The organism is Methanomicrobiales archaeon HGW-Methanomicrobiales-1, from assembly GCA_002839675.1.
Taxonomy (GTDB): domain Archaea; phylum Halobacteriota; class Methanomicrobia; order Methanomicrobiales; family Methanospirillaceae; genus Methanoregula.
On the sequence record PGYM01000001.1, the window covers coordinates 313,264 to 337,364 of the forward strand.

Consider the following 24,101-nt stretch of genomic DNA (forward strand, 5'->3'; position numbering starts at 1 on the left):
ATGACGCTTGACGATCTGCGCAGTATCCTGCTCTCTGAGCGGGAAACGGGGAGGCTGATAGCCGCCGCCCCGGATATTTTTGAGCGCGGGCATGAAGAACTGGCATCGCTGATGGCAAAGGTGTATGAACTCGATGATCCCCTGTCAGAAGAAGCCCGATCCCTGATTGAAGAGACGCTGGCTATCAAAGAGACCCTTCACGATCTCTTTGCGATCCGCTCCCGCAAGATCCTTGCTCTCACCATCATGCATGCCGAGGGCAATTATTATGATCGCGAGGAAGTAAAACGCACTATTCCTGCCGAGCGGGAGATGTTTGACCAGATCACTGCCGCAATCGAACAATGCCAGGGCATCCTCCTGTATAATGCCCCGCATGTCCCGGTGACTAAAGAAACCGAGATTGATGATTTCGGTGAGGCGGAACCCATATCTGACGATTCGGGTACTCCTTTGGTTCCCGTTCCTGCGCAGCACAAGGCCCACCTGCCCCACACGCATCCCTGCGTCCTTGTCCGCGCACTCGAAAATATGGAATCGTTCATGGGAGTGGATGGGAGGATTTATACTCTTTCAAAAGGAGATATAGTGACGCTTCCAGAGCGGAATGCTGCGGTCTTAAGTGAACGCAACATAGTCTTAAATATCAATCTTTGCAAATAATATTGGTATTCTATATCCAACTTATCGGTGAAAATTTTATGAAAATGCCAGCGAAATTCAACACCTATTGCCCCTTCTGCCGAACTCACGAGATTCATGAGGTTGAGAAGGTAAAGAAAGGCAAAACAACCGGCCTCCACTGGATCGACCGCCAGAAAGCACGCAGGGGAAAAGTAGGCAACATGGGTAAATTCTCAAAGGTGCCCGGCGGCGACAAGCCGACGAAGAAGATCAACGTCCGGTACCGCTGTGTCACCTGTGGAAAGGCACACCTGCGCAAGGGTTACCGTGTCGCGAAGTTTGAACTGACGGAGTGAGCGATAATGGTAAGTGTTATTCGGGATAACCGGAGTAAATTCTACAAAGTAAAGTGTCCAGACTGTGAGAACGAGCAGACCGTCTTTGAGAAGGCAAGCACAACCGTAAAGTGCGTAGTCTGCGGACATGATCTTGCTACCCCCGCCGGGGGCAAGGCAAGCATCAAGGCTGAGATCGTCTCAGAGCTTAAGTGATACTACCCATGCAGGACAGAGAGTGGCCACAGGAAGCGGAACTTGTCGTTTGCACAGTAGAAAACGTCAAGGATTTCGTAGCATTCGTATCACTGGATGAGTATGGTGGCCGCCAGGGGCTCATCCCCATCTCTGAAATTGCAACAGGCTGGATCAAGTACATCCGTGACCACATCCGCGAGGGCCAGAAGATTGTCTGCAAGGTCCTCAATGTTGACCGGAGCCGTGGTCACATTGATCTTTCCTTAAAGGACGTCAACGAACACCAGCGGCGCGAGAAGATCCGCGAGTGGAAGAACGAGTCCAAAGCGCAGAAGTGGCTCGGGTTTGCCGCGGAACAGTCTGGTGAAGAAGCCAAGGCAATCGAGGATGAGATCTTCGGTAAATATGGGGCATTCTACCCGGTCTTTGAAGATCTTGTTATCGACCCGGAGACAACCGTCAAGAAACTCGGTTTTTCCAAGAAGGTTTCCGATGCTCTCCTGCATGTGGCTCAGGAAAATGTCAAGGTCCCGAGTGTCGAAGTTACCGGCCACCTGCAGCTCACCTGTTCTGCACCGGATGGCATCTCGGTAATCAAGAAGGCCTTAAAAAGTGCCGAGCCGAAGATTGCCGGTGTCAATATCGAGTTGCTCTATCTCGGTGCACCGCTGTACCGGATCAAAGTGACTGCTCCGGACTACAAGAAGGCGGAAAAAGCAATTGAGAAAGCAGCACATGCTGCGATTGCTGTTGTCGAGAAATCCGGCTGCGGCGAAGGTAAGCTCATCAAGAAACCGAAATCCGGGAAGAGCCAATGAGTGGTCGAATCCGTCGTTGCCCGGTAGATCAAATCTATACCCTTTCTTTAACCTGTCCTGCCTGTGGCAAGCCGACAGTTGTGGCACATCCTGCCCGTTATTCACCTGAAGACAAGTACGGCAAGTACCGGAGACTGGCACAGCATGATTGAGGATATCGCAGTCAGCTACCTTGAGAGTTTCAAGGATAAGCGCCCGGTAGATCCGATCCTGATCGAAGGCCTGCCTGGCATCGGCCAGGTGGGAAAGTTAGTGGCCGAGTACATGATCCACATGCTCAAGGCCGAGAAGATCGGCGAGATCCACTCGATCTATTTTCCCCCGCAGGTGCTACTCGATGAAACCGGCCTTGCCCGGCTGGCACGAAATGAGCTCTTCTTATACCAGTCAGAAGGACACGATATCGTTTTTCTTGTAGGCGATCACCAGAGCACCTCAAACGAGGGGCACTATATCCTTGCCGACCATTACTGCGAGATTGCCGAAGAGCTCAAGGTAAAACGCATCTACACGCTCGGCGGTTTTGGTGTCGGCCATCTCGTGAATGAGCCCCGGGTGCTGGGTGCCGTGAACCGTGCGGAACTGCGCCCGGAACTGGAAGAAGCCGGTGTCACGTTCAACCGGGATGAACCCGGTGGCGGAATCATCGGTGCTGCCGGTCTCATGCTGGGACTTTCCTCCCAGCGGGGCATGGATGCCGTCTGCCTGATGGGCGAGACGAGCGGGTATCTTGTTGACCCGATGAGTGCATCGAATGTGCTTCGCGTGCTCTCGAAACTGATCGATGTGCCGGTTGATTCCACGAAACTCAATGACCGGGCTTCCGAGATGGAGAAGGTTATCGAGGGGCTTGTCGAAGGCGAGAAGCTGCAGAAAGATGAAGAGCTCAGTTATATCGGGTAATTGGCCGGATTATCATCTCTCATTAAAAAAAGTAAACCTTTTTTCCGCATTAAAAATCCGGATCACGTTTGCAGGAACGCGAGGATCTCCTTAATGTCCGGCACCGAATGCACCGGGTAAATCTTTACGAAGATCACCTTCTGCTTGTCATCAACGATCACATTCGCCCGCTCGGAAAACCCGTTCTCGTCCCGGAAGAGCCCGTATTTCTGGGCAACGGTGCCGTGGGGCCAGAAATCGCAGAGAAGTGGTGTTTTTTGTATCGCAAGGTTCTCTGCCCATGCCTTTTTGCAGGGCACGGAATCGACACTGATGCCGACCGGTACGCAGTTTGCGGCAAGGAGCACCTCCCGGTTATCTTCCAGCGACTTCATCTGGGCTGCGCAGTACTCCGTCCACGCGAGCGGGTGGAACGAGAGAAGTACGCGTTTTCCTGCCTGTTCATAGAGATCGAACGTCTTGTCGTTCTGGTCTTTCAATGAGAAATTCCGCGCAGCATCCCCGACCTGCGCCAAGCCTGCCTGTGTCAAATGGATCACCTTATGCTGGTGTTCTTGTGTTTGGAGGGCATGAGGTTTTGCATGGTTGCAGATTTTTTCCCTGTATTGAGTCACCTTCCGGGTCTCCCCCCACCTCCCAACCCCCCCTCATCCAAAATGCCCCCACCGACCCCCTCATCACGTCAATAACTCCGCTCCCATACTTATGTTTATCTCTTCCCCCAAAAGCCTGCAAACACTTCGCGTGCTATTGCCGTTATCCGCATCATTATCCAGAAAATGGGAATGCGGAAAATAATTATTGCTCTCCGATAGCGTAGCTTTCCGATACCCTCATATCGGCCGGTATGAAATATCCCTGTAGGAACATGACGGACGAATTTTCAGATATACCGGTATTCATGGAGCAGATGGCAGAATCGATCAAAAAAACCGCTGTCCTGCTCGATAGCGCTGAGACATCAGCATTCTTTCTCCATATCCTCAGGGCAAAGCGGATCTACGTGGCCGGAGCCGGACGCTCGGGTCTGATCGCCCGGGCGTTTGCCATGCGTTTACTCCACCTTGGCTACGAGGTGTACGTTGTCGGCGAGACGGTCACACCCGCACTTGAGCAGGGTGATACGATGGTGGTCTTCTCCGGTTCCGGTGAAACCGTGTCAATGGCAACATTCTGTGCAACGGTCAAGGGACTCGGGGGCACTATCTGCCTTATCACGGCCTCACCGGAATCGAAGATCAGCAGGATCGCAGACTGCGTTGTCAACCTCGGGGACATCACCGGGTATTACCATGGCGACCAGTCCTCGTACGAGATCCGGCAGATGACTGGGAAATACCGGTCGATCGCATCCGCATTTGCTCCTCTTGGCACGCTCTTTGAGACGCTCGCCCTGATCTTTTCCGATGCGGTCATCTCTGCGCTGATGGAAGCAAAAAAAGAGGACATCGGGGAGCTGAAAGGAAGGCTCACCAATATGGAATGATCCGATCTGGATTTGTCTGGAGTGTCATTCTGCTCAATAATCTTTTTATTTTTATTTTTTCTGCGTTCATGTCATGGTGCCAATATTGATAAGATCCCACGATCAGTTCACTGCTGATGAATGCAAAGCTGGTTCTTGTCATTGCCTTGGTCCTTGTCATAGCAGCTGCAGGTGCGATTGTTCTTCTCGGCAGCCCGCAAATCCATGCCTCCCCGCAACCGGGAGGATCAACGGCTCTTCCCGCAGTTGAAGTCCGGTCCTACGAAGGAAAGGATCTATCATCGATCAATGCATTCCATGAAAATTCCATCAAGGGTCCCCAGCATATCAGTGAATCCGATTATCGTCTTACTGTCACCGGGCTGACAAATAAAACGGATATTTACACGTACAGTGAAGTGCTGGGACGTTACCCCCACTATACCAAGCTCGTCACTCTCTTTTGTGTGGAAGGCTGGGATGCTACAATTCTCTGGGAAGGTGTGCAGGTGCGGGATCTCATCAGGAATGCCGGGCCGGACCCGCGTGCAAATACGGTGATATTCACGGCGCATGACGGCTATACCACATCATTTCCGCTCGACTACGTAATGAACCGGGATATCATCATGGCCTATAAAATGAACAACGTCACCCTTCCTGCCGAACGGGGATTTCCCTTTGAGCTCGTAGCAGAAGACAAATGGGGATACAAGTGGGTGAAGTGGATCGAGAAGATCGAACTGACCAATGATCCCAGCTACAAGGGATACTGGGAACAGCGGGGATATTCCAATACCGGGGATCTGGACAAGAGTTACTATTCGTGATAATTGCATCTGCAAAAATATTCGAGTTTAACTTTTTTATTTCAAATTCACGGTGCCGGCAACCATTTTTTGTGTCATTGATAATATCCACGCACGGTTCAGGAACAGGTGGACGGCGACAAAAAAACAGAGCGTAATTCCTGACCAGTCATGGATGTCGCTCATCTGGGCCAATGGCAGCACGACATCGGTAAGACCGAATGTCCGCAAAAGTAAGGTGAACTTGAAGAACCCGGTGATAAAACTGGTCAGGAACAGAACTCCCATTGCAAGATCAACGCACCATTTCACAACCTGCATATTCATAGATGTCTCTCTCCCTGCATGCGATTTGTCTGTGAAGGTTAAGGAGATTGCGAATCAGGAAGTACTCGTGTTCCGGGATATGTTGAAAGATTGTAATGCATCGCATAGTTAGGATAACGTGGAATCTTTCATGAATATTATATCCAGAAAAAAGCAACAATACACGTACTCATGCCTGTCAACGCCGACCTTCACATCCACTCCCCGTACTCGATAGCCGTTTCACGCTTCATGCAACCGGAGCAGCTGCTTGCGGGGTGCGTAACAAAAGGCATACAGGTGCTTGGCACGGGCGATGCACTCCAGCCGGACTGGACGTCCGGGTGGAAACCGTTCCTGGAAAACGATGCCGGTATTGTCATCGTCCCGCAAGGAGAGATCGAGGATATAAAACGCGTTCACCATCTCATTCTTGCAGAAGACCTTGCCCAGTTCGACCAGCTCCGCGACCTTCTTGAGGGCACCTGCAAGAGTTTTGTCACGAGCGGCAGGCCGCACGTGTACCTGACTGGCGAAGAGATCGCCAATGCCGCCCACGATGTGGGGGCGCTCGTAGGCCCGGCCCATGCCTTCACCCCGTGGACAGCAATGTACGCGTACTTCGATTCCGTCCCGGCCTGTTATGGCAATGCGAAGATCGATTTCCTTGAGCTCGGTCTCTCCGCTGACAGTTCCTACGGCGCGTCAATCCCTGACCTGTACAATATTCCGTTCCTCACCAACTCCGATGCCCACAGCCCATACCCGGACAAGCTGGGACGCGAGTTCAACCGGATCCGCATAGGGAGTCCCACGGCAAAGGACGTGCTGGCTGCGATCCGGGACGGGGCCATAGAGATGAATGCCGGGTTCTTTCCGGAGGAAGGGAAGTACAACCGCACGGCATGTACCCGGTGCTACGAGCAGTATTCCCTCGAGGATTCCATCCGGCACCAGTGGCGCTGCCCGAAAGATGGCGGTATCATAAAAAAAGGCGTATCCGACCGGGCAAAGGAACTCGCCCACGGCAACAAGGCAAGACCCCGTCCACCCTATCTCCGTGTCATCCCACTTGCCCAGATAATCCAGACAATGGAAAAGGCGTCGTCACCGAACACCAAGAAATGCAAAGCGATCTATGCCTCGTTCATCACAACGTTTGGCAACGAGATCGCAGTTCTCCTCGATGTGCCGGTTGCCGAGATACGGGCGATCCACCCGAAGGTTGCCGATGCCATTGCCGCTCTCCGCACCGGGACGGTCACCCTGCACCCGGGCGGTGGCGGGAAGTACGGGACGTTCTCGCTCGGGTGAAATATCCTTTCTTTGTTCTTCTCTTTTGACGTTAAGTTGGCAGGTTTTTCCCCGAACCAAATGTTTATTGCCCCGACATTGCTATTTCTGCCTTGTGATAAACCATGGCCATGAAAACCCTCACAACTAACCAGGGCGTTCCGGTAGCTGATAACCAGAACTCCCTGATCGCAGGACCGCGAGGCCCGGTACTTTTTCAGGGCGTCCACCTGATCGAAAAATAGGAGATGATGGTATGACTGACGACAGTAAGTGTCCGGTAACCGGCGGAGCAGACAAACACGCTCCCGGCAGGGGCACATCGAACCGGGACTGGTGGCCCAAACAGCTGAACCTTAACGTCCTGCACCAGCACTCGCCCTTGTCCAACCCCATGGGTAAGGGTTTTGACTATGCCGAAGAGTTCAGGAGCCTTGACCTCGCAGCCGTAAAGAAGGATCTGCAGGCGCTGATGACCCGCTCGCAGGACTGGTGGCCGGCGGACTTCGGCCACTACGGCCCCTTTTTCATCCGCATGGCATGGCACAGCGCCGGCACGTACCGTACCGGTGACGGTCGCGGCGGCGCCGGTGCCGCCCAGCAGCGCTTCCCGCCCCTCAACAGCTGGCCCGACAACGTGAATCTCGACAAGGCGCGCCGGCTACTCTGGCCGATCAAGCAAAAGTATGGCAGGAAAATCTCATGGGCCGATCTCATGATCCTTGCCGGCAACGTTGCTTTGGAATCAATGGGATTCAAAACATTCGGCTTTGCTGGCGGTCGTGTGGATGCCTGGGAACCCGATGAGGTCTACTGGGGTTCTGAGAACCTATGGCTGGAGGATAAACGCTACTCCGGCGATCGTAATCTCGAAAACCCGCTCGCCGCCGTGCAGATGGGGCTGATCTACGTCAATCCGGAAGGCCCGAACGGCAACCCGGATCCGGTCGCGGCGGCAAAGGATATCCGCGAGACATTCGCCCGCATGGCCATGAACGATGAAGAGACCGTTGCGCTCATCGCCGGCGGTCACTCCTTTGGCAAAACCCACGGCGCCGGGCCTGCGTCCCATGTGGGGCCTGAGCCCGAAGCGGCGGGCATCGAGGAACAGGGCCTCGGCTGGAAGAGCAGCTTTGGCACCGGCAAAGGCGGTGACACGATCAGCAGCGGCCTCGAAGTCACCTGGACCAACACCCCAACGAAGTGGAGCAACAACTTCTTCCGTATCCTGTTCGGTTCCGAATGGGAACTGACGAAGAGCCCGGCCGGGGCGCACCAGTGGACACCGAAGGGGGGCGCAGGTGCCGGCACGGTGCCGGATGCCCACGATCCGAAGAAGCGTCACCCGCCAACCATGCTTACCACAGATCTCTCTCTGCGATTCGACCCGGTCTACGAGAAGATCTCTAGGCGCTTCTACGAGAACCCGGACCAGTTCGCTGATGCATTTGCCCGGGCATGGTTCAAACTGACGCACCGCGATATGGGCCCACGCTCACGCTATCTCGGCCCGGAGGTTCCGGCCGAAGATCTCATCTGGCAGGATCCCATCCCTGCCGTCAATCACCCACTGATTGATGCACAGGACATCGCATATCTCAAGAAAAAAATCCTGGATTCCGGCCTGTCGATTTCGGAGCTGGTCTCGACCGCATGGGCATCGGCGTCCACCTTCCGTGGTTCCGACAAGCGCGGCGGTGCCAACGGTGCCCGCATTCGCCTCGCGCCGCAGAAGGACTGGGAAGTCAACCAGCCGGCTCGGCTGACCCGGGTGCTCAAGACGCTGGAGGGAATCCAGAGCGCCTTCAATAACACCGCCTCTGCCGGAAAGCAGGTCTCGCTGGCTGACCTGATCGTCATGGCCGGTTGCGCTGGTGTCGAGCAGGCTGCGAAGAACGCCGGTCACGAGGTGGCGGTCCCCTTCACGCCGGGACGCATGGACGCTTCGCAGGAGCAGACCGATGTGGTATCCTTTGCCGTGCTCGAGCCGAAAGCGGACGGCTTCCGCAACTACTCAAAGACCCGCTATGCCGTACCGGCCGAGGAGTTGCTGGTCGACAAGGCGCAATTGCTGACCCTGACCGCGCCCGAGATGACGGTGCTCCTGGGCGGCATGCGTGTCCTGAAGACCAACTTCGGCGGATCACCGCACGGCGTCTTCACCAAACGCCCGGAGGTGCTCACCAACGACTTCTTCACCAACCTGCTCGATATGGGCACTGAGTGGAAGCCGGTATCGGACGAAAAGGACATATTTGAAGGGCGCGACCGCAGAACCGGCGAAGTTAAGTGGACCGGCACGCGTGTCGATCTCATCTTCGGTTCGAACGCCCAGCTCCGGGCTCTCTCCGAGGTCTATGGAAGTGCGGACGGGCAGAAGAAGTTTGTAGAGGACTTTGTTGCGGCCTGGACCAAAGTGATGAACCTTGATCGCTTCGATCTCGCCAGATCGCAAGCATAAATGTCTTCAGTAGTGGAGAACCCAAACGAAAGTGTATAAGGAACCCGGGCAGAGGGTTTTAAAGGACAGATACTTTGAACGGTACGGTGAGTGCACCGCGTATCATCTCGTGGAACATCACGCTTCAGTGTCCGCTGAAGTGTCCCCATTGTTACGTGGATGCTGGAGAAGAGGAGGCAGCGGGAGTGCTCTCCACGCAGGAGGCATTCGGTGTCATTGACCAGATCCGGGCAACCGGGCAGCCGGTTGTTGTGCTGAGTGGCGGGGAACCTCTCATGAGAGAGGATATCTATGCTATTGCCCGCTACGGCACGGAGCAGGGACTCCGGATGGTCATGGGCACGAGTGGGTACCTCATCGACCATGACACGGCGGTAAAATTGAACGGTGCGGGTATCCGGGCTGTGGCCATCAGCCTGGATTCCGATGACCCTGCCATCCATGATGCGTTCCGGGGTGTTGATGGCGTATGGAAAAAGGCCGTGCAGGCCATCGGGCACTGTCGGGATGCGGGGATTTCCGTCCAGATCAATATGTCCGTCATGCGGTCTGCCATCAGTGATGTGGAAGAGGTAATAACACTCGGGACTTCGCTTGGCGTCCGTGATTACCAGCTCTTCTTTCCCATTCCTACCGGAAGGGCCCGGCTGATTGAGTCCCGCAGCCCTGAGGAATACGAGGACCTGATCCGGCAGATTCTCATTCATTACCGTAATTCCGATCTCAATATCCGCCCTACCTGCGCCCCGCAGTTCCGGAGGATCGCTGATGAGCTGGGGATCATCAACCCTGCATGGGGGCGTGGTTGCCTGGCCGGTATCACCTATTGCCGGATCTTTGCCAACGGAGATGTGACTCCCTGCCCGTACCTGCCGGTAAGTGTCGGTAACATGCGGACAACTTCATTTTCTGATATCTGGTATCATGCCGATCTCTTCAATGCACTCCGCGATCCCGGCCTCCTCACGGGAAAGTGCGGGCAATGCAGCTACAAGACAACCTGTGGGGGGTGCAGGGCCCGGGCATACCGGGGGAAGGACGCCACATCTCCGCTCTGGTGCGATGGTCTTGCAACCCCGGAGACGCTCAACGGGGAGTGCTGCGGGGAAGACCCGTGGTGTCCCTATCAACCCGATGAGGTGGTATAATTCCCCAGACTATTTCCCTGACGGCACACTACGACCGGACCGACCTCGAACTTCTCGATGCACTCCAGGATGACATCCCCTTCGTCTCCCACCCATGGATAGTGATCGCCGACCGGCTGGGCATTTCTGAGCCTGAACTGCTCAATCGGATGGAACGCCTGCAGGCAGCCGGTATCCTGCGGGGAGTAACCCCGGTGCTGGAATCCCGGCGCCTGGGGATTACCACTGCAACCCTCATTGCCCTCCGCGTACCGGAATCGCGTATCCCTGAAGTAGCCCGTATCATCAATTTGTATCCGGAAGTATCGCATAATTACCGGCGGGACCATGATTATTCAATCTGGTTTACTCTTGCCGCAGCAACAGAGGAGCGGATCGGTGAGGTGCTGGATGAAATTCTTAACAAGACGGGTATTTCAGAGGCTGACATGCTCAACCTGCCCACCCGTGCACAATACAAGATCGATGTGAGATTCTCCTGCTGCCCGGATTACGGGGAGGTGTAACCATGGATCAGACTGATCGCACCCTGCTCAAAGAACTGGAAAACGGCCTCCCGCTTGTCAGCGAACCGTTCGGGGAATTAGGAGAGCGGCTCCAGATCAGCGGTACAGAAGTCATGGAACGGCTCCGGCGGCTCAAAGAGAACGGGATTATCAGGAAATTCCGGGCGCGGATCAACCAGCGGCAGATCGGGATTACGGCAAATGCGGTTGTTGCATGGCAGATCCCTGACGCATCCAGCCCGGAGCTGCACTCACAATTTGCATCCTTTCCCGGAGTCTCCCACTGTTACCTGCGCCAGCCCGTTCCGGGCCGGTGGGACTACACGCTCTATACCGTCCATCATGGCCGCAGCCGGACAAGGGTTCTTACCGAGGTCATACTGCTTGCCGGCAAAACAGGGATCAGTAACTTTGTCGTGCTCTTCAGCACGGAAGAGTTCAAGAGGATTCCAGCGGTGCGCATCAGTGTGACCGGGGGTGAATTCCCATGAACCGGATTACCCAGTGCATGCACGGGCGGGGGACGGTCAGCGGGGTCATGCGGCACCAGCATAAGCCGCAGACTGATGTGCCCAGTACCTTTCTTGCCTTCTCCGTCATGTACCGTCCGGTGGTCTTCTGGAACATTACGGATCGCTGCAACCTGAGCTGCACTCACTGCTATAACAAGTCCGGGCCAGGAAGTTCGACCGTGGGGGAACTCACGACCGAAGAAGCAATGTGGGTCATCGACGACCTCGCAGATATGGGCGTTCCGCTCATCCTGTTCACTGGTGGGGAACCGCTCATGCGTGAGGATATCTGGGAGCTTGCCCGTCACGCCCGATCGCGTGGACTTAAGATGGCGCTCAGTACCAACGGGACGTTGATCACTCCCGAAGTCGCAGTCAGGATCAAGGGATGCGGGATAGAGTATGCGGGAATCTCGCTCGATGGTGCCCGGGCAGAGACCCACGACCGTTTCCGGAATTCACCCGGTGCATTTGATCGGACACTCGCTGCATTCGCGGCGTGTAAAAAAGCCGGGCTCCGGTGCGGGGTCCGGGTCACGCTCACAAAGGAGAACCGGTGCGAACTTGGTGCGCTTGTTGACCTTGCCCTGTCGCTTGGCGCCTCCCGTTTCTGCCTGTACTGGCTCGTACCCGCCGGGCGGGGGATTGATTCCTATGCCCGGTTGCAGCTGGACCCGGATGAGGTGGACGAAGCCTTATCCCTTCTCTACCGGAAAGCAAAACAGACCGACCCCGGGTTGATGGAGTTCCTGACCGTGGATGCGCCCCAGGACTGTATCCACCTGCTCGCGTCCATGGAAAAGGATGGTTCTGAGGATCTTGCTGATGCCCGCGAGCTGCTCGCTTCCTTAAAGGGCGGATGCAGTGCGGGCACCCGCGTGGCAAATATCGATGCACAGGGAAATGTTTACCCCTGCCAGTTTGCCCGTTCACCGGAATTTCTGATCGGCAATGTCAGGGACCGCTCCTTCAGCGATCTCTGGGCGGATACAGAAAATCCCGCTCTAGCCATGTTCCGGCAAAAGGAGATGCAATTTAAGGGCCGGTGCAGAGCGTGCAACTATCGCGAGCTCTGCGGTGGCGGGTGCCGGGTTCGTGCGCATGCGGTGAATGGGGATTTTTTAGCAGAAGATCCCTTCTGTTTCGTTCAGAATCCCTGATGCGTTGCGGGTTGATGGATGACCCCCCGGTTTTCCCCGCTTCGCCGGATGCGTTGATGTTCAACTGTTTTTTTAATCGTAACTATTAATGAAGGAAAAAGCCAACATGATCTCTCAATGCTCAAAGTACATCGGGATATTTGTGGATACTGCGGATGCTGTGTATCAGTCTGCCCCGAAGGCGCCCTCGAACTGATCGACGCATACCTTTCCGTGGAGAATAACTGCACGAGTTGTGGAATCTGTGCCAAAGTCTGCCCCCTGGGTGCCCTGGAGGTAGTCAATGAAAAATAAGTATGACGTACTTATCATCGGTGGCGGCCCGGCCGGCGCTCTTGCCGGTAAGACTGCTGCCGAAAAAGGCCTGTCTGCCTGTATCGTGGAGAAGCGCCCGGCAATCGGTGCCCCGGTACGCTGTGCTGAAGGGATAGGCCGGGAAGCTCTCCTGGAGTTTATCGAAGCCGATCCGCGCTGGATCTCTGCCGAGATGCACGGCGCCGGTATTGTTGCTCCTGACGGGTTTTTCATGAAACTCGAATCTGACATGGCGGGCAGCAAGGTCGGCTATGTCCTTGACCGCAAGTTCTTTGACCGTGAGCTGGTCTGGAAAGCGGCAGAAGCGGGCGCAGACGTGGCTGTAAAGTCAAGGGCCGCCGCCCCGATTATGGAAAACGGTGTTCTCAAAGGGGCAAAGATCGAGTACTGCGGGAAAGTTACCGATGTGCGAGCCGATGTGGTGATCGCAGCCGATGGCGTTGAATCCAAGTTCTCGAAGTGGTGCGGTATCGATACCACGGTCCCCGTCCGGGAGATCATGAGTTCGGTCCAGTACGTGATGGCTGATGTTGACATCGATGAACACGCCACGATCTTTTATCTTGGTAATGATGTTGCACCGGAAGGGTATCTCTGGATCTTCCCGAAAGGTCACCGCACGGCAAACGTTGGTATCGGGATCTCGGGCAAGAAGAGTGGCGAAGGGCACCGGGCAAAGGATTACCTTGACAAGTTCGTGAAAAAGACGTTCCCGAACGGAAAGACCATCGAATATATTCCCGGTGGTGTGTCCGTCTGCCGCCCGCTTGAGTGCACCGTGGCTGATAATCTCCTTATTGCCGGCGATGCAGCCCGGGTTGTTGACCCCCTGACCGGTGGCGGTATCTACAATGCCATGTATACCGGTAAACTGGCCGCAGAAGTTGCCGCAGACTGCATCAGTAAAGGAGACACGTCGAAAAAGGCGCTCATGACCTATGATGTCACCTGGCGTGCGTCGAAGATGGGAAAAGCCATCGAGCGCAATTACCACATCAAGGAATATTTGATCAAACAACCCGATGAGAAACTCAACGAGATCATCCACTCGGTCTCGAAAATGAACCTAAAAGAGTTCTCCACCATCAGTTTAATAAAAGAAATTATCCGGGTAAACCCGAAACTGGTGCTCGAGCTGGGCGCGCTCGCAGCATCACTCCGTTGATTTTTTCAGTTGTTTGTTCAGCAGGCGCAGGCAATCGTCCTCTGCCTCTTTTTTGGTAAATACCGTAAAGATATCGCCGGGCTGGATCTTCACGTTCCCGCTCGGGATGATGAGCACACCGCCGGCCCTGCGGATCGCAATAAAGACAAAGTCCTTGACCTTGAGTTCGCGGATCTCGTGATCCACGATAGGCGCACCCGGTTCTGCCACAATCTCAAAGATGGTGCCGCCCGGGATGGAGGCGAGTTGCTGCAACTGGGGGTTCTGTGTCCAGTAATACAGGCGCGAGGCAACGAGTTCGTCCGGGTTCTCGCTGATTCGCACCCCGACTTCCTTAAAAAAGTCCGAGTGCGAGGGCTGGTTGACGATGGCAACTACATTGGGTACCCGGAATTTTTTTGCCAGCCAGCAGGTCATCAGGTTGACTGAATCATCGCTCGTTGTGGCGATCAGGGCTTCGGCCCGGTCAATACCTGCTTCTTCTAAGATGGTCTTGTCGGTTGCATTTCCGGTGACTGCCAGTACATCGTAGTGCTCAAGGATCTCGCTGCACCGGGATTCATCCTGGTCGATCACGACTACATTATGGGCGTGCTCGATCGCCTGTTTTGCAAGATTTTTCCCGATTCCACCGAGCCCAACGATGATGATATACATGAGTACCGGTTACCATCATCGGCATTGAAATAATTTGCGCATCAACCCTCTGAGCGTGATATGCGGGGTCGACGAGGCAGGAAAAGGTTCGGTGCTGGGCCCGATGGTGATTGCTGCAGTGGGGATATCCTCAGAAGAGATCCTCGTTGACCTTGGGATGAAGGACTCGAAACTGCTGGTGCCAAAAGAGCGCGAGCGCCTGTATAAGATAATCAGGAAAAAATGCCGGGTTGCAGTTGTTTCGCTTGACGCGCAGGAAATTGACACGGTGCGGCGGGAAATGACCCTCAATGCCGTAGTTGCCCGGGCTCATGCCCACGTGATCACCAAACTGTCTCCGGACTGCGCCTATGTGGATGCCTGCGATGTGAATACGTTCCGGTATGCAGAGATGGTAAAAAACCACCTTGACAAACCCTGCGAGATCGTATCCGAACACCATGCCGATGTGAAATTCCCCGTAGTATCAGCTGCCAGTATCATTGCAAAGGTGACCCGTGACCGGGCAATAACCCTGCTTGCGAAAAAATACGGGGAGATCGGCAGCGGGTATCCTTCGGATCCGGTCACCATCCGCTTTTTGCATGCATATATTGATGAGCATCGCATCCCGCCCCTTATCGCCCGGAAGAGCTGGAAGACCGTCAGTGCAATCCTTGCAAAAAAGGCCCAGAGTTCACTCGGAGATTTTTAAACGGAATGACATCATCACCTTATAACAATAATAACTCTGGTTACTATTACCTTGGGATTTTTATCGGAGTGATCATTTCCTATTCGCAGCTAATGAGCTTATGGTCTGTTTATAATAGTCCGGAAAATATGGCACTATTTGTTCGCCCGTTTATGTTATTATGTGCTGGAATAGCTATTGCAGTGGGATCATTTCTCTACATGATGAGGACCCGATACGATATGTGGTGTATCATACCCCCGGAATGGGATGATTCCCTGCGTAATAAAAACGAATACCTTTCAACAAAATGTCTTATTATTCTCTTCATAATCCAGTGTCTCTTGTCTATTCCCGTAGTGATATACATTTTAACTGAAGTTATTAACGTCAGGAACACATATGGTATCCCCCTTCGTGCGTTTGCCCTTTTTATTATCTGGATTATTTTGGCACAGTGCGGTTTGACGTTTTTTTCCCGCACCTATGAAAAGAGGAAAACGGAGAATATCCAAAGAGGTTAAAATGGTTGACTTTTACTCTAAAAAGGTCTCCAGAATAATCAAAATTATTGTTGATTAAAATATGACGTCACCCAAATGGAATGAAACTTTCAAGTCCCGTAACTGCTTCTTGGGAATTTTGCTCGGAGTTGCAATTATTGCATCACAACTACAAAGCATGAGCTCAATTTCTCAAGTTCCAGACGATAACAGAATAATTGCGATCTCATTACTTTCATTTGGAATCGGGGTAGCGATTTCGGTAGGGTCATTTCTCTATATGATGAGAATCCTCTACGATGTGTGGTGTATTATACCTCCTGAATGGGAGAATATACTATGCAATAAAAATGAATCCCCGCTCATTAAAAGCCTGATTATTCTTTATATAATCCAGTGGATCTTGATTATTCCAGTAATAATTTACTCGCTAACACGAATTTCCAAAGAACTAGGTGGAATTTTTAATTTTCCTACGTATGTGTGTATAATCAACATTCTCTACCTTGTATTATTATTTTTAGGTTCCACCATTTTTTCCCAGATCTATGAAAACTGGAAAAGTGGCGATGAAAAATTCGGAGATATAGTGGAATAGATCTGGGGTATCGAGCCTGAAATGGAGGGCTGATTTTACAGGAGGTGTCTCATTAATCACAATGAGATGACTATAAGGGCATTGATGAAGATAGAAGGACAAATTGGCCGGATAAGATGCGATCAGTAAAAATTTTAAGATAAACCTGACTGGATCTATTTTGCCCGGGTGAATGCTTTATCAGCCCTGCATGGCTATAGTACTGGAATGGACTGGCTCCTCATTCTCATTCTCCTGGTTGCCGTTTATGCAGCGATAGCCTTTGTCATCCACCGGAACAAACTCTGGGAGGAGCACATTGTTTTCTATGGCCCGATAATAGCGATAAGGAGCAATCGTGTTGGCATTTTCGACAGGTTAACACGCTATCATTCATTCCTGCGCATCTATGGAACGCTCGGGGCGGTTATGGTCATCGTCGTATCCATTGCGACCGTTGCCCTGCTCTTGCTCTCACTTTACCTGAGTATTGTCCATTCGATTCAAGTGTCTGCGGTAAATGATGTACGGAATATTCTCGCTATTCCAGGGATAAACCAGTTTATCCCATCTACCTTTGCCGTCTGGTTTGCCTTTGTCTTAACGCTTGTTGTCCACGAGTTTGGTCATGCGTTCCTTGCACGGGTTGAAGGAATCAGGGTAAAATTTTTTGGTATACTGTACTGTGTGATCCCCATTGGCGCGTTTGTCGAACCCGATGAGGAGGATTTCGAGAAATCAAAGGGTCTTCCAAAAATACGGATGCTGGGTGCAGGGATAATGAATAATATCGTTGTTGGCCTGATCTGTTTTGGCCTTCTTATTCTCCTGCTTTCTATGGTAGTTCCCAGTCAGGCGCCTTTGGTAAAAGCAGTCTATCAGGATTATCCTGCTGCTATCGCGGGTGTGCCTCCGGATTCTGTTATCCGCAGTATCAATGGTATTGAAATATCCACAGCAACGGATGTGGCAAATATCTTAAACAATACGCGTCCTGGAGACCGAGTGATACTGGATGTAGAGAAGGACGCAAAAAGGGCTTCATATACGTTAACCCTCAGCAGTTGGCCAGAAACATTTGGTATTCCCAGTGAAAGCGGTTTCATGGGAGTTGCGTATTATGATGCACCTTCGATGAAAAAATCCTTTAACCAGATTGCGAGCCCAATCGGTGTCATCGGTATACTTGGATTGCCAATCTGGGTATTCCTCAACCCGGCAGAATATGGAAATTTTATAATCCTGTTGAATGATTCCGTTGATAGTATCGCGTGGTCGGTCCCGTTCCCGTACTTCTGGTTTATTATTCAGATCCTGTTCTGGTGTGCATGGCTAAACCTCACGGTCGGGTTATGTAATGCCATCCCGATGGTACCGTTTGATGGGGGGTATATCTTCAAAGAAGGTGTTGAACGATTACTTGAACCACGCGGACTTTTAAAATATTCAGGTCATCTTGTGATTATTGTCAGTTATTTAATGCTGTTAGTCCTCGTCCTGGCCTTCTCAATACCGTTAATCAAGAAAGCACTGGGATATGCATAGACATTTTTGGATTGTAAAGCTGAAGACAATATGAGAAATTGTAAAGCCAGCAGTCTTATGGTCTATTTCCCGGATATTTTTTATTATTGTTATCAGCGATCCCCTAAGTACCTTTGACTGGTAACCATATGCTCAGGAAAGGGAAAGGACCTACTCGTTGATCGCCGTGGATACCCTATGTATTTGAGGTTAATGGGAGGACTATCGTAACTGTGCAATTTTCATAATGGCTGTTAGAAATGAAACAAAAAAGATGGGATTATGCTTTCGGCAGGTTCGCAGAGTCTTCGATGTCTGCCTCTACTGCAAGTTTACGTTTGCTGGTATCCTTGAGTTCGTCGACTGAAACTTTCGGGACCGCATCCTTGATCTCTTTTAAGATTGCATTCACTTCTTCGCGCTGGGGCATATCGCCAAGGATAGTCTCGTCCATCACCGGCCGTCCGGCAACGAGGTCCGCAGTCTCATCAACTGCCCCGAGGAATTTTGCCCCTTGGCGGATCAACTGCGAGAGCTCGAACGGGAAGATGATCTTGGTTGCCTGGCCGTCTGCCATGTTCTTGAGCGCGTTCAACGTAAGTACGGTCATTGCCCGGTTGTCGAGCGGTGCGGCACCAACGGAAAGGATCCGCAGCCCCTGCGCCTCTCCCTGTGCCTGGAGGATCCGCGAGAGCCGCTCTCCTTCAGCCCGCAGCACTTTGCTCTGGCGTTCTCCCTCTGCTTCGAGGATCATGGACTGACGGAGACCTTCTGCCTTAAGGATTGCTGAACGTTTCTCACCATCAGCCCGCAGGATTGCTGCACGCCGGGCCCGTTCTGCTGCCGTCTGCTCGGTCATGGCATTCTTCACCGCAGCAACCGGATCGACTTCTTTTATCTCCACTCTTTCAACCTTGACACCCCACTGGTCGGTCTCACGGTCAAGAATGTCGCGGAGTTTCATGTTGATTACATCGCGGTTATAGAGTACTTCATCGAGCTCCATATCGCCGATGATGCCTCGCAGGCTCGTCTGGGCGAGCATAACTGTTGCCAGGCGGTAATTCGTGACTTCGAAGAAGGCTTTCTCCGGGTCGATCACTCTTACGTAGACGATTGCATCCACATTGGTCGGGGAGTTATCCTTAGTGATCACTTCCTGGCTGGGGACATCCATCACCTGGGTACGGAGATCGAGTTTGATCACTTCGCTGACAAAGGGCACAATCCAGCGGAAACCCGGATTCATCCGGCCTACGTACTGGCCGAGCCGGATCTGGAGTCCCTGTTCGTATGGCTGGACAATGACTACACCTTTTGCAAAAATGTAGACGATAACAAAAATCAGAAATACAACGACAAGCGTTCCAATAAAATCCATCTTATACAACCTCTTCTACTACAATATGTACGCCTTGGGAACTCACTACTTTGACCCGCTTTCCCGCTGGGATTATGGCTCCGGTGGAGCGTGCGCTCCATTCCGTACTGCCGATCACGACTTTGCCGGAGATGGTGGTAGCATCAATGGATTTCTGCACCTGACCTTCCATGCCGACTAACGAGTCCCGGCTGATTGTCGTGGGGCTTTCATTTGGCGTTATCCGCGAGTACATCCAAACGGTGAATCCGGCTGCACAAAGAGCAGTCACTATTCCAATGAGACCTCCCGCCCAGGGGTTGGATATATCGACTCCCATGAGTTGCAGGATTCCCAAAAAAATCAGCACGGTAGCAGGTACCGTTGCGAAAAAACCCGGGCTTGACACTTCGACAAGGAGCAACAGGGCTCCGGCGACAATGAGCAGCCATCCAAAGGATAAACCCAGATCAGGAAGTACCATGATCAGTGATCGGAGTGTGCAAGATAAAATTGTATGGGCGCTTTTTAGTTCCCGCAAACGGAAAATGTTTCAACCCGATAAAAGTTTTTTGACAAAGTGCAGATTTCTGTTCATTTTAGCAAGGAGATGGGGTGCACGCAGCTGAATACCGCTTACCTGATGAAAAAAACCGTTGTGAACAGAGAATGGGGAGTGATTTTTCCCCATTTTATTCTATTTTGATATCCGCAGCATTGCGATCTTTGAGCCAACCGGCACACCGCCGGCTTCTTTTGCAACCGGCCCGCACTTGGCTGCCATCAGGTAGGCAACCGGTGGCAGATTGTCCATTTCCGAGAGAGACTCGAAGTTGGCCATGCCTTTTGCAATGATAATGGTGCAGCGCTTAATCGCGCTCCGCAGATCCTCGGGAATCTTCTTCATATCGATGCCGATCTCTGCTCCTCCCCCGGTTGTCGTGAGGCAGTCAACAATGAAATCGAGATGCAGGTCCCACGCATCCTGTAAGGTGGCGTCGTTGAGGGCCGGTGCATCCTTGACCGCGAGTGTCACATGGGCGCCGTGGGCTTTCAGGTACTTGATGAGCAGACGGTCGAGAACAATCTCGCCACAGTTATCGCTTAAGTACACCACCCGGGTGCAGAGTGGAAGGATTGCGTCGGTGTCATCAATGGTTAAGCCTTTTTCAAACTCACGCTCGAAAAAGACGGAAAAATCTTCTGCAACCGTATGGCCTTTCACCCCATAATCAAACGTGTTGCCAATCACTGCGGCAAGCACATGGTCCCGGAATGTCACGAGGTTGCCCTGCACATTCTTACAGACATCTATCGCCTGGTTATTCCCCAGCCTTTTGAGCTTGGCAAACGGATCGTTTGTGCCCAGGATTTCATAGGCCCTGCGGTGAATCTGACTGGCGATCTGCGGATGACTTAATGGTGCATCGCGGATTTCTTCCAAAAGAGCCGTGCATTGCGAGACCGCTTCTGCGGTTTTTGCTTCCGTGGCATCGCATAATGCGCATTCAAGCCGCACGCGGGATATGAGACAATCTGTACAGGTGCCGGTAATTTTCATGACAACGCCTGAAAAACAATAATAAATGGGGCCACTGAGATTTGAACTCAGGTCAGAAGACCCCCAGTCTCCTAGGATGGCCAGGCTACCCTATGGCCCCGTTCTCATAGTGTAGGATGAGATTCCTTATGTAGCTTGTTGTACGGTAATGGAGAACTGCGGTATTTTATTTTTTTTATATTTTGCCCCGCTTGAACTCCTCGACTCTTGTTATAAGGTTTTCAAGTTCCGCATCCGTAATCTTGATCTTTCCATGCATCGTGTCGATTTCGCGTAACAACTGGCGGATGCGCACGTTCATGAGATAAATGATGAACAGCTGGATAACAATAACAATCCCTAACAACACCAGCAGATATCCTTCGTAAGTCATTTTCTCTCCATAAATGTATTCACCGGAATACCGACCGGGCGAGCCGGTCAACAAAGCTCTCTGCTTTTTTCTCGCCACCGGTATCCTTGTATTCAGCACCCGAGATCTGTGCGGCGATCCTCTTGAACGCCCGTGAAGCCTCCGAGTTGGGATATTTCAGCACACAGGGATTTTTGTAGGCAGATGCCCGCCTGACACTTGCATCTTCGGGGATAACATCGATCACGCGGACACCCAGTACGTCCTCGACACTCTGCGAACGGAGTTCCGTATGCTCAAGTCCTGCCCGGTTCAGGATCGCGCCGTAAACACGACCCCCCATCACCTCGCAGAGAATCTTGGTTTTCAAGGCATCTGCCATTGAGGCCAGTTCCGGGTTGACTATGAGAATGACTTCATCTGCTACTGAGAGCGGCACCACGCCTTCTTTGGATATGCCGCTCGGGGCATCAATCAGGAGATATTCGCACTTGTCGACCAGCTGGTGCATCACGTCGCGGAGTTTATCGGGATCTGCCTGCTGGAATCCCTGGAGGGATATACCGCTGGGCACGATTTTCACCCCGCCCGGACCTTCATAAATTGCATCTTCAATATCCGCTTTTCCGGCAAGCACTTCATGCAGGGTGACCGGTACATCGTCCATGCCCAGGATCAGTGCCATGTTTGCCATACCGATATCGGCATCGAGAATGTAAGTCTCACGGCCAAGAAGAGCGAGAGATATCCCAAGATTCACCGTGATGGTGGTCTTTCCCACACCGCCTTTTCCTGAAGTGATGGTGTATGCACGGATCATCGGAATTCTTATTTCCACAAGTTGGAAGAAATCGTATTTATATATTGTTGATTCCTTCTCTGGAGGCTCTGACGGTTCATACGGGGAAAATATCTGAAAAAATCACGTCCGCTCAAGGGAATATCGATAACTTTACTTCAAATTGGTGCGTTAATGCATAACGTAAAGCAATATGTATATATGCTTCTATCAGGTATTATCAATTATAATGGGGTAGTGCAACAGGAGCCGGCCCATGTTGAAAGAGAAGATCTCTGCATTTATCGATAAGATTCAGGCGATTAATGGGGTTTCAGCATGTGCCCTTGTATCCCGCGACGGGATTATCGCAGGAAAATTTTTTGACACGGAAATGAATGAACCATGGTTTGGTGCACTGTCGGCTACCATTCTCGCATCTGCTGAGTCAGTAGGGAGTATTATCAAAATGAATGGAATGGAGTCAGTGACGATACGGGGACAGGATACTTCTGTGATTGTTATGGGGGCCGGGGAAAATTTTATTATCGCTGCAATAGTCAGAGATAAAAATAATGCTGACATAGTGCATACAGAATTGCATACAGTTGCCAAACAGATTGGGGAGGTTATGTAATGTTTACTATACTTGTAGTCGATGACAGCCCGTTTATTGTCGATGTCTTCGTCACCATGCTCGAACGCGGCGGGTACCGCACAGTTGCTGCATACGGGGGTGAGGAGTGTTTAGAGATTTTAAAGACGGTCACTCCCGATCTCATCCTGCTCGATATCATGATGGAACCAATGGACGGGTGGGAAACGTTAGAGAAGATCAAGGAAAATCCTTCGACCAAGGAGATCCCCATTCTTATGCTGACGGCAAAACAGCTGACCCCTGTTGAAGCCCAGGAATATGGCATTTATATTGAAGATTACGTGCTAAAACCCATCACCCACCGTGAACTGTATGATGCCATCGAGCATGTTCTCTCCCGGAGGCAGTCCATAAAATCCGATATGGATATGGCAAAAGAGTCCGGTTTCGATGCAGAGACCATTACCGAATATGCCCGCCTGAGCAAAAGCATCGATGTGAACAAGCGTTTGATGAAGATCCTGGAAACCACGTATAATTTCAATGATTCAAAAGTCCGTGTCAGCGATGAGATATCGCGTGCGATCAAGAGCATGGAAATGAATATAAAATTCCAGGAGAACCGGCTCCAACAGATCAAAGGCGAACTCTCGGGAACGTCTGCAGAATCATAACCAGTTTTCCCACATTTTCATAAAATTATGAATACTAATGGGATGAACATAATCAGGCATCCGGATCGCATGTGGTGCTTGCTTTCGGCCATCAGCCTGCCGGTACGTAAGACTGTATGAGGGACTTTTATCGTGGAAGATACAATTCTGATTGTCGATGACAGCCCCTATATTGTTGATGGTCTTGTTGCACTTTTAAAAAGGAAAGGTCTCAAACCGATCGCAGCCCATGGCGGAGACGAAGCCATATCCCTTCTGGTATCCAATAAACCGGATCTTATCCTGCTCGATATTATGATGGAGCCGATGGATGGCTGGGAGACTTTGGAGAAGGTAAAGGCCAATCCGGAAACCAGGGATATTCCTGTACTCATGTTCTCGGCAAAAAAGATCAGCCCTGCAGAAGCGCAGGAACATTGCCTCAACATCGAGGATTTTGTCTCAAAACCGGTTAATCCGGCTCAGCTTCTCGACTCGATTAAACGGGTTTTTGAACGCCGCAGCAGTGTGAAACTGGGGGCTGTGAGAGCAAAGGACGCCGGGCTGGATGCTGCAATTATTGCTGAATACACTGCGCTCCGGAAGAGTATTGAAGTTGACCGGAATCTGCTTGCGGTTTTGAAAAATTCAAGCGGCATGAACATTCCCGGGCGCGCTGTGCCCGAAGAAGAATTACAGGCCATCAACAAACTCGATGAGAAAATCAGGGCCGATGAGATCCGCTTTAAAGAGATAAACAAGAGCCTTCCCCAAGGGGGGTGAGGCCTACTTTGTGGATAAAATGGTATATGGATAATATTTATATAGTTTTCTTGCATTGTTATAA

General features: G+C 51.9%; 31 protein-coding genes and 1 tRNA gene. 23 read left to right on the top strand and 9 right to left on the bottom strand.

Annotated elements, in window-relative coordinates:
- From CVV30_01585 to CVV30_01610, 6 genes are read left to right on the top strand one after another with little or no spacing between them, the layout of a single operon-like run.
- A complete protein-coding gene (locus CVV30_01585; protein ID PKL70088.1) occupies positions 1-663 on the top strand; it encodes a hypothetical protein in 663 nt (220 codons plus the stop codon).
- Between the two features lie 38 nt (positions 664-701).
- Entirely contained in the window at positions 702-980 is a 279-nt protein-coding gene (locus tag CVV30_01590) for a 50S ribosomal protein L44e (protein PKL70930.1), read from the top strand.
- 6 nt (positions 981-986) lie between these two features.
- On the top strand, positions 987-1,175 hold the full coding sequence (locus CVV30_01595) for a 30S ribosomal protein S27e (GenBank protein PKL70089.1): 189 nt from the start codon (positions 987-989) through the stop codon (positions 1,173-1,175).
- A gap of 8 nt (positions 1,176-1,183) precedes the next feature.
- Complete coding sequence (locus CVV30_01600) at positions 1,184-1,975, top strand: translation initiation factor IF-2 subunit alpha (protein PKL70090.1); 792 nt, start codon at positions 1,184-1,186, stop codon at positions 1,973-1,975.
- The gene (locus CVV30_01605) at positions 1,972-2,127 is read left to right on the top strand and encodes a ribosome biogenesis protein (GenBank protein ID PKL70091.1); all 156 of its coding nucleotides are present in this window, start codon (positions 1,972-1,974) and stop codon (positions 2,125-2,127) included. The genes CVV30_01600 and CVV30_01605 overlap by 4 nt, the downstream gene beginning before the upstream one ends.
- Positions 2,120-2,878 (top strand): proteasome assembly chaperone family protein, encoded by a 759-nt coding sequence (locus CVV30_01610; GenBank protein ID PKL70092.1) that lies wholly within the window; start codon positions 2,120-2,122, stop codon positions 2,876-2,878. The genes CVV30_01605 and CVV30_01610 overlap by 8 nt, the downstream gene beginning before the upstream one ends.
- A 62-nt stretch (positions 2,879-2,940) precedes the next feature.
- On the opposite strand, the gene CVV30_01615 is transcribed toward CVV30_01610, so the two are convergent.
- Positions 2,941-3,393: a peroxiredoxin gene (locus tag CVV30_01615; GenBank protein ID PKL70931.1), complete on the bottom strand. Its 453-nt coding sequence runs from the start codon at positions 3,391-3,393 to the stop codon at positions 2,941-2,943.
- Positions 3,394-3,746: 353 nt separating this feature from the next.
- Between CVV30_01615 and CVV30_01620 the strand changes: the two genes are divergently transcribed.
- Positions 3,747-4,364 (top strand): 6-phospho-3-hexuloisomerase, encoded by a 618-nt coding sequence (locus CVV30_01620; protein ID PKL70093.1) that lies wholly within the window; start codon positions 3,747-3,749, stop codon positions 4,362-4,364.
- A 116-nt stretch (positions 4,365-4,480) separates the two neighbouring features.
- On the top strand, positions 4,481-5,173 hold the full coding sequence (locus tag CVV30_01625; GenBank protein ID PKL70094.1) for an oxidoreductase: 693 nt from the start codon (positions 4,481-4,483) through the stop codon (positions 5,171-5,173).
- A 36-nt stretch (positions 5,174-5,209) separates the two neighbouring features.
- On the opposite strand, the gene CVV30_01630 is transcribed toward CVV30_01625, so the two are convergent.
- Positions 5,210-5,479 carry a hypothetical protein gene (locus CVV30_01630; protein ID PKL70095.1) on the bottom strand — a complete coding sequence of 90 codons (270 nt, stop codon included), beginning with the start codon at positions 5,477-5,479 and terminating at the stop codon, positions 5,210-5,212.
- Between the two features lie 171 nt (positions 5,480-5,650).
- Between CVV30_01630 and CVV30_01635 the strand changes: the two genes are divergently transcribed.
- The 8 genes from CVV30_01635 to CVV30_01670 all read left to right on the top strand — a co-directional run bounded on the left by CVV30_01635 (position 5,651) and on the right by CVV30_01670 (position 14,018).
- Positions 5,651-6,772 carry a histidinol-phosphatase gene (locus CVV30_01635; protein PKL70096.1) on the top strand — a complete coding sequence of 374 codons (1,122 nt, stop codon included), beginning with the start codon at positions 5,651-5,653 and terminating at the stop codon, positions 6,770-6,772.
- Positions 6,773-7,007: 235 nt separating this feature from the next.
- Entirely contained in the window at positions 7,008-9,212 is a 2,205-nt protein-coding gene (gene katG, locus CVV30_01640; GenBank protein PKL70097.1) for a catalase/peroxidase HPI, read from the top strand.
- A 74-nt stretch (positions 9,213-9,286) separates the two neighbouring features.
- Positions 9,287-10,360, top strand: a complete 1,074-nt coding sequence (locus CVV30_01645) for a radical SAM/SPASM domain-containing protein (GenBank protein ID PKL70098.1) — start codon at positions 9,287-9,289, stop codon at positions 10,358-10,360.
- A gap of 11 nt (positions 10,361-10,371) precedes the next feature.
- Positions 10,372-10,866, top strand: a complete 495-nt coding sequence (locus CVV30_01650) for an Lrp/AsnC family transcriptional regulator (protein ID PKL70099.1) — start codon at positions 10,372-10,374, stop codon at positions 10,864-10,866.
- A gap of 2 nt (positions 10,867-10,868) precedes the next feature.
- Positions 10,869-11,357 (top strand): Lrp/AsnC family transcriptional regulator, encoded by a 489-nt coding sequence (locus CVV30_01655; GenBank protein PKL70100.1) that lies wholly within the window; start codon positions 10,869-10,871, stop codon positions 11,355-11,357.
- Positions 11,354-12,538 carry a radical SAM/SPASM domain-containing protein gene (locus CVV30_01660; GenBank protein ID PKL70101.1) on the top strand — a complete coding sequence of 395 codons (1,185 nt, stop codon included), beginning with the start codon at positions 11,354-11,356 and terminating at the stop codon, positions 12,536-12,538. Before CVV30_01655 ends, CVV30_01660 begins: the two co-directional genes overlap by 4 nt.
- A 117-nt stretch (positions 12,539-12,655) precedes the next feature.
- Positions 12,656-12,832: a ferredoxin gene (locus CVV30_01665; protein PKL70102.1), complete on the top strand. Its 177-nt coding sequence runs from the start codon at positions 12,656-12,658 to the stop codon at positions 12,830-12,832.
- Positions 12,822-14,018: a digeranylgeranylglycerophospholipid reductase gene (locus CVV30_01670; GenBank protein PKL70103.1), complete on the top strand. Its 1,197-nt coding sequence runs from the start codon at positions 12,822-12,824 to the stop codon at positions 14,016-14,018. The genes CVV30_01665 and CVV30_01670 overlap by 11 nt, the downstream gene beginning before the upstream one ends.
- Here the strand turns inward: CVV30_01670 and CVV30_01675 are convergent.
- Entirely contained in the window at positions 14,007-14,675 is a 669-nt protein-coding gene (locus CVV30_01675) for a TrkA family potassium uptake protein (protein PKL70104.1), read from the bottom strand. The genes CVV30_01670 and CVV30_01675 overlap by 12 nt on opposite strands.
- Before the next feature lie 55 nt (positions 14,676-14,730).
- Between CVV30_01675 and CVV30_01680 the strand changes: the two genes are divergently transcribed.
- The 4 genes from CVV30_01680 to CVV30_01695 all read left to right on the top strand — a co-directional run bounded on the left by CVV30_01680 (position 14,731) and on the right by CVV30_01695 (position 17,973).
- Complete coding sequence (locus CVV30_01680; GenBank protein PKL70932.1) at positions 14,731-15,369, top strand: ribonuclease HII; 639 nt, start codon at positions 14,731-14,733, stop codon at positions 15,367-15,369.
- Positions 15,370-15,497: 128 nt separating this feature from the next.
- Positions 15,498-15,872, top strand: a complete 375-nt coding sequence (locus CVV30_01685) for a hypothetical protein (protein ID PKL70105.1) — start codon at positions 15,498-15,500, stop codon at positions 15,870-15,872.
- A gap of 61 nt (positions 15,873-15,933) precedes the next feature.
- Complete coding sequence (locus CVV30_01690) at positions 15,934-16,449, top strand: hypothetical protein (protein PKL70106.1); 516 nt, start codon at positions 15,934-15,936, stop codon at positions 16,447-16,449.
- A 207-nt stretch (positions 16,450-16,656) separates the two neighbouring features.
- Positions 16,657-17,973, top strand: a complete 1,317-nt coding sequence (locus tag CVV30_01695; protein ID PKL70107.1) for a peptidase M50 — start codon at positions 16,657-16,659, stop codon at positions 17,971-17,973.
- Between the two features lie 259 nt (positions 17,974-18,232).
- Here the strand turns inward: CVV30_01695 and CVV30_01700 are convergent, their stop codons facing one another.
- The 6 genes from CVV30_01700 to CVV30_01725 all read right to left on the bottom strand — a co-directional run bounded on the left by CVV30_01700 (position 18,233) and on the right by CVV30_01725 (position 22,045).
- Complete coding sequence (locus CVV30_01700; GenBank protein ID PKL70108.1) at positions 18,233-19,333, bottom strand: membrane protease subunit, stomatin/prohibitin; 1,101 nt, start codon at positions 19,331-19,333, stop codon at positions 18,233-18,235.
- 1 nt (position 19,334) lies between these two features.
- Positions 19,335-19,796, bottom strand: a complete 462-nt coding sequence (locus CVV30_01705; protein PKL70109.1) for a Clp protease ClpP — start codon at positions 19,794-19,796, stop codon at positions 19,335-19,337.
- Positions 19,797-20,009: 213 nt separating this feature from the next.
- The gene (locus tag CVV30_01710) at positions 20,010-20,873 is read right to left on the bottom strand and encodes a hypothetical protein (protein PKL70110.1); all 864 of its coding nucleotides are present in this window, start codon (positions 20,871-20,873) and stop codon (positions 20,010-20,012) included.
- Positions 20,874-20,899: 26 nt separating this feature from the next.
- Positions 20,900-20,973, bottom strand: a tRNA-Pro gene (locus tag CVV30_01715).
- 75 nt (positions 20,974-21,048) lie between these two features.
- Positions 21,049-21,228 carry a hypothetical protein gene (locus CVV30_01720; protein ID PKL70933.1) on the bottom strand — a complete coding sequence of 60 codons (180 nt, stop codon included), beginning with the start codon at positions 21,226-21,228 and terminating at the stop codon, positions 21,049-21,051.
- A 37-nt stretch (positions 21,229-21,265) separates the two neighbouring features.
- Positions 21,266-22,045 carry a septum site-determining protein MinD gene (locus CVV30_01725; protein PKL70111.1) on the bottom strand — a complete coding sequence of 260 codons (780 nt, stop codon included), beginning with the start codon at positions 22,043-22,045 and terminating at the stop codon, positions 21,266-21,268.
- Positions 22,046-22,280: 235 nt separating this feature from the next.
- Here CVV30_01725 and CVV30_01730 point away from each other — a divergent pair, with 235 nt between their 5' ends.
- From CVV30_01730 to CVV30_01740, 3 genes are all read left to right on the top strand, one after another.
- Complete coding sequence (locus tag CVV30_01730) at positions 22,281-22,640, top strand: hypothetical protein (protein PKL70112.1); 360 nt, start codon at positions 22,281-22,283, stop codon at positions 22,638-22,640.
- A complete protein-coding gene (locus tag CVV30_01735) occupies positions 22,640-23,275 on the top strand; it encodes a two-component system response regulator (GenBank protein ID PKL70113.1) in 636 nt (211 codons plus the stop codon). Before CVV30_01730 ends, CVV30_01735 begins: the two co-directional genes overlap by 1 nt.
- Before the next feature lie 132 nt (positions 23,276-23,407).
- On the top strand, positions 23,408-24,037 hold the full coding sequence (locus CVV30_01740; GenBank protein PKL70114.1) for a two-component system response regulator: 630 nt from the start codon (positions 23,408-23,410) through the stop codon (positions 24,035-24,037).
- The last annotated feature ends 64 nt before the right edge of the window (positions 24,038-24,101 follow it).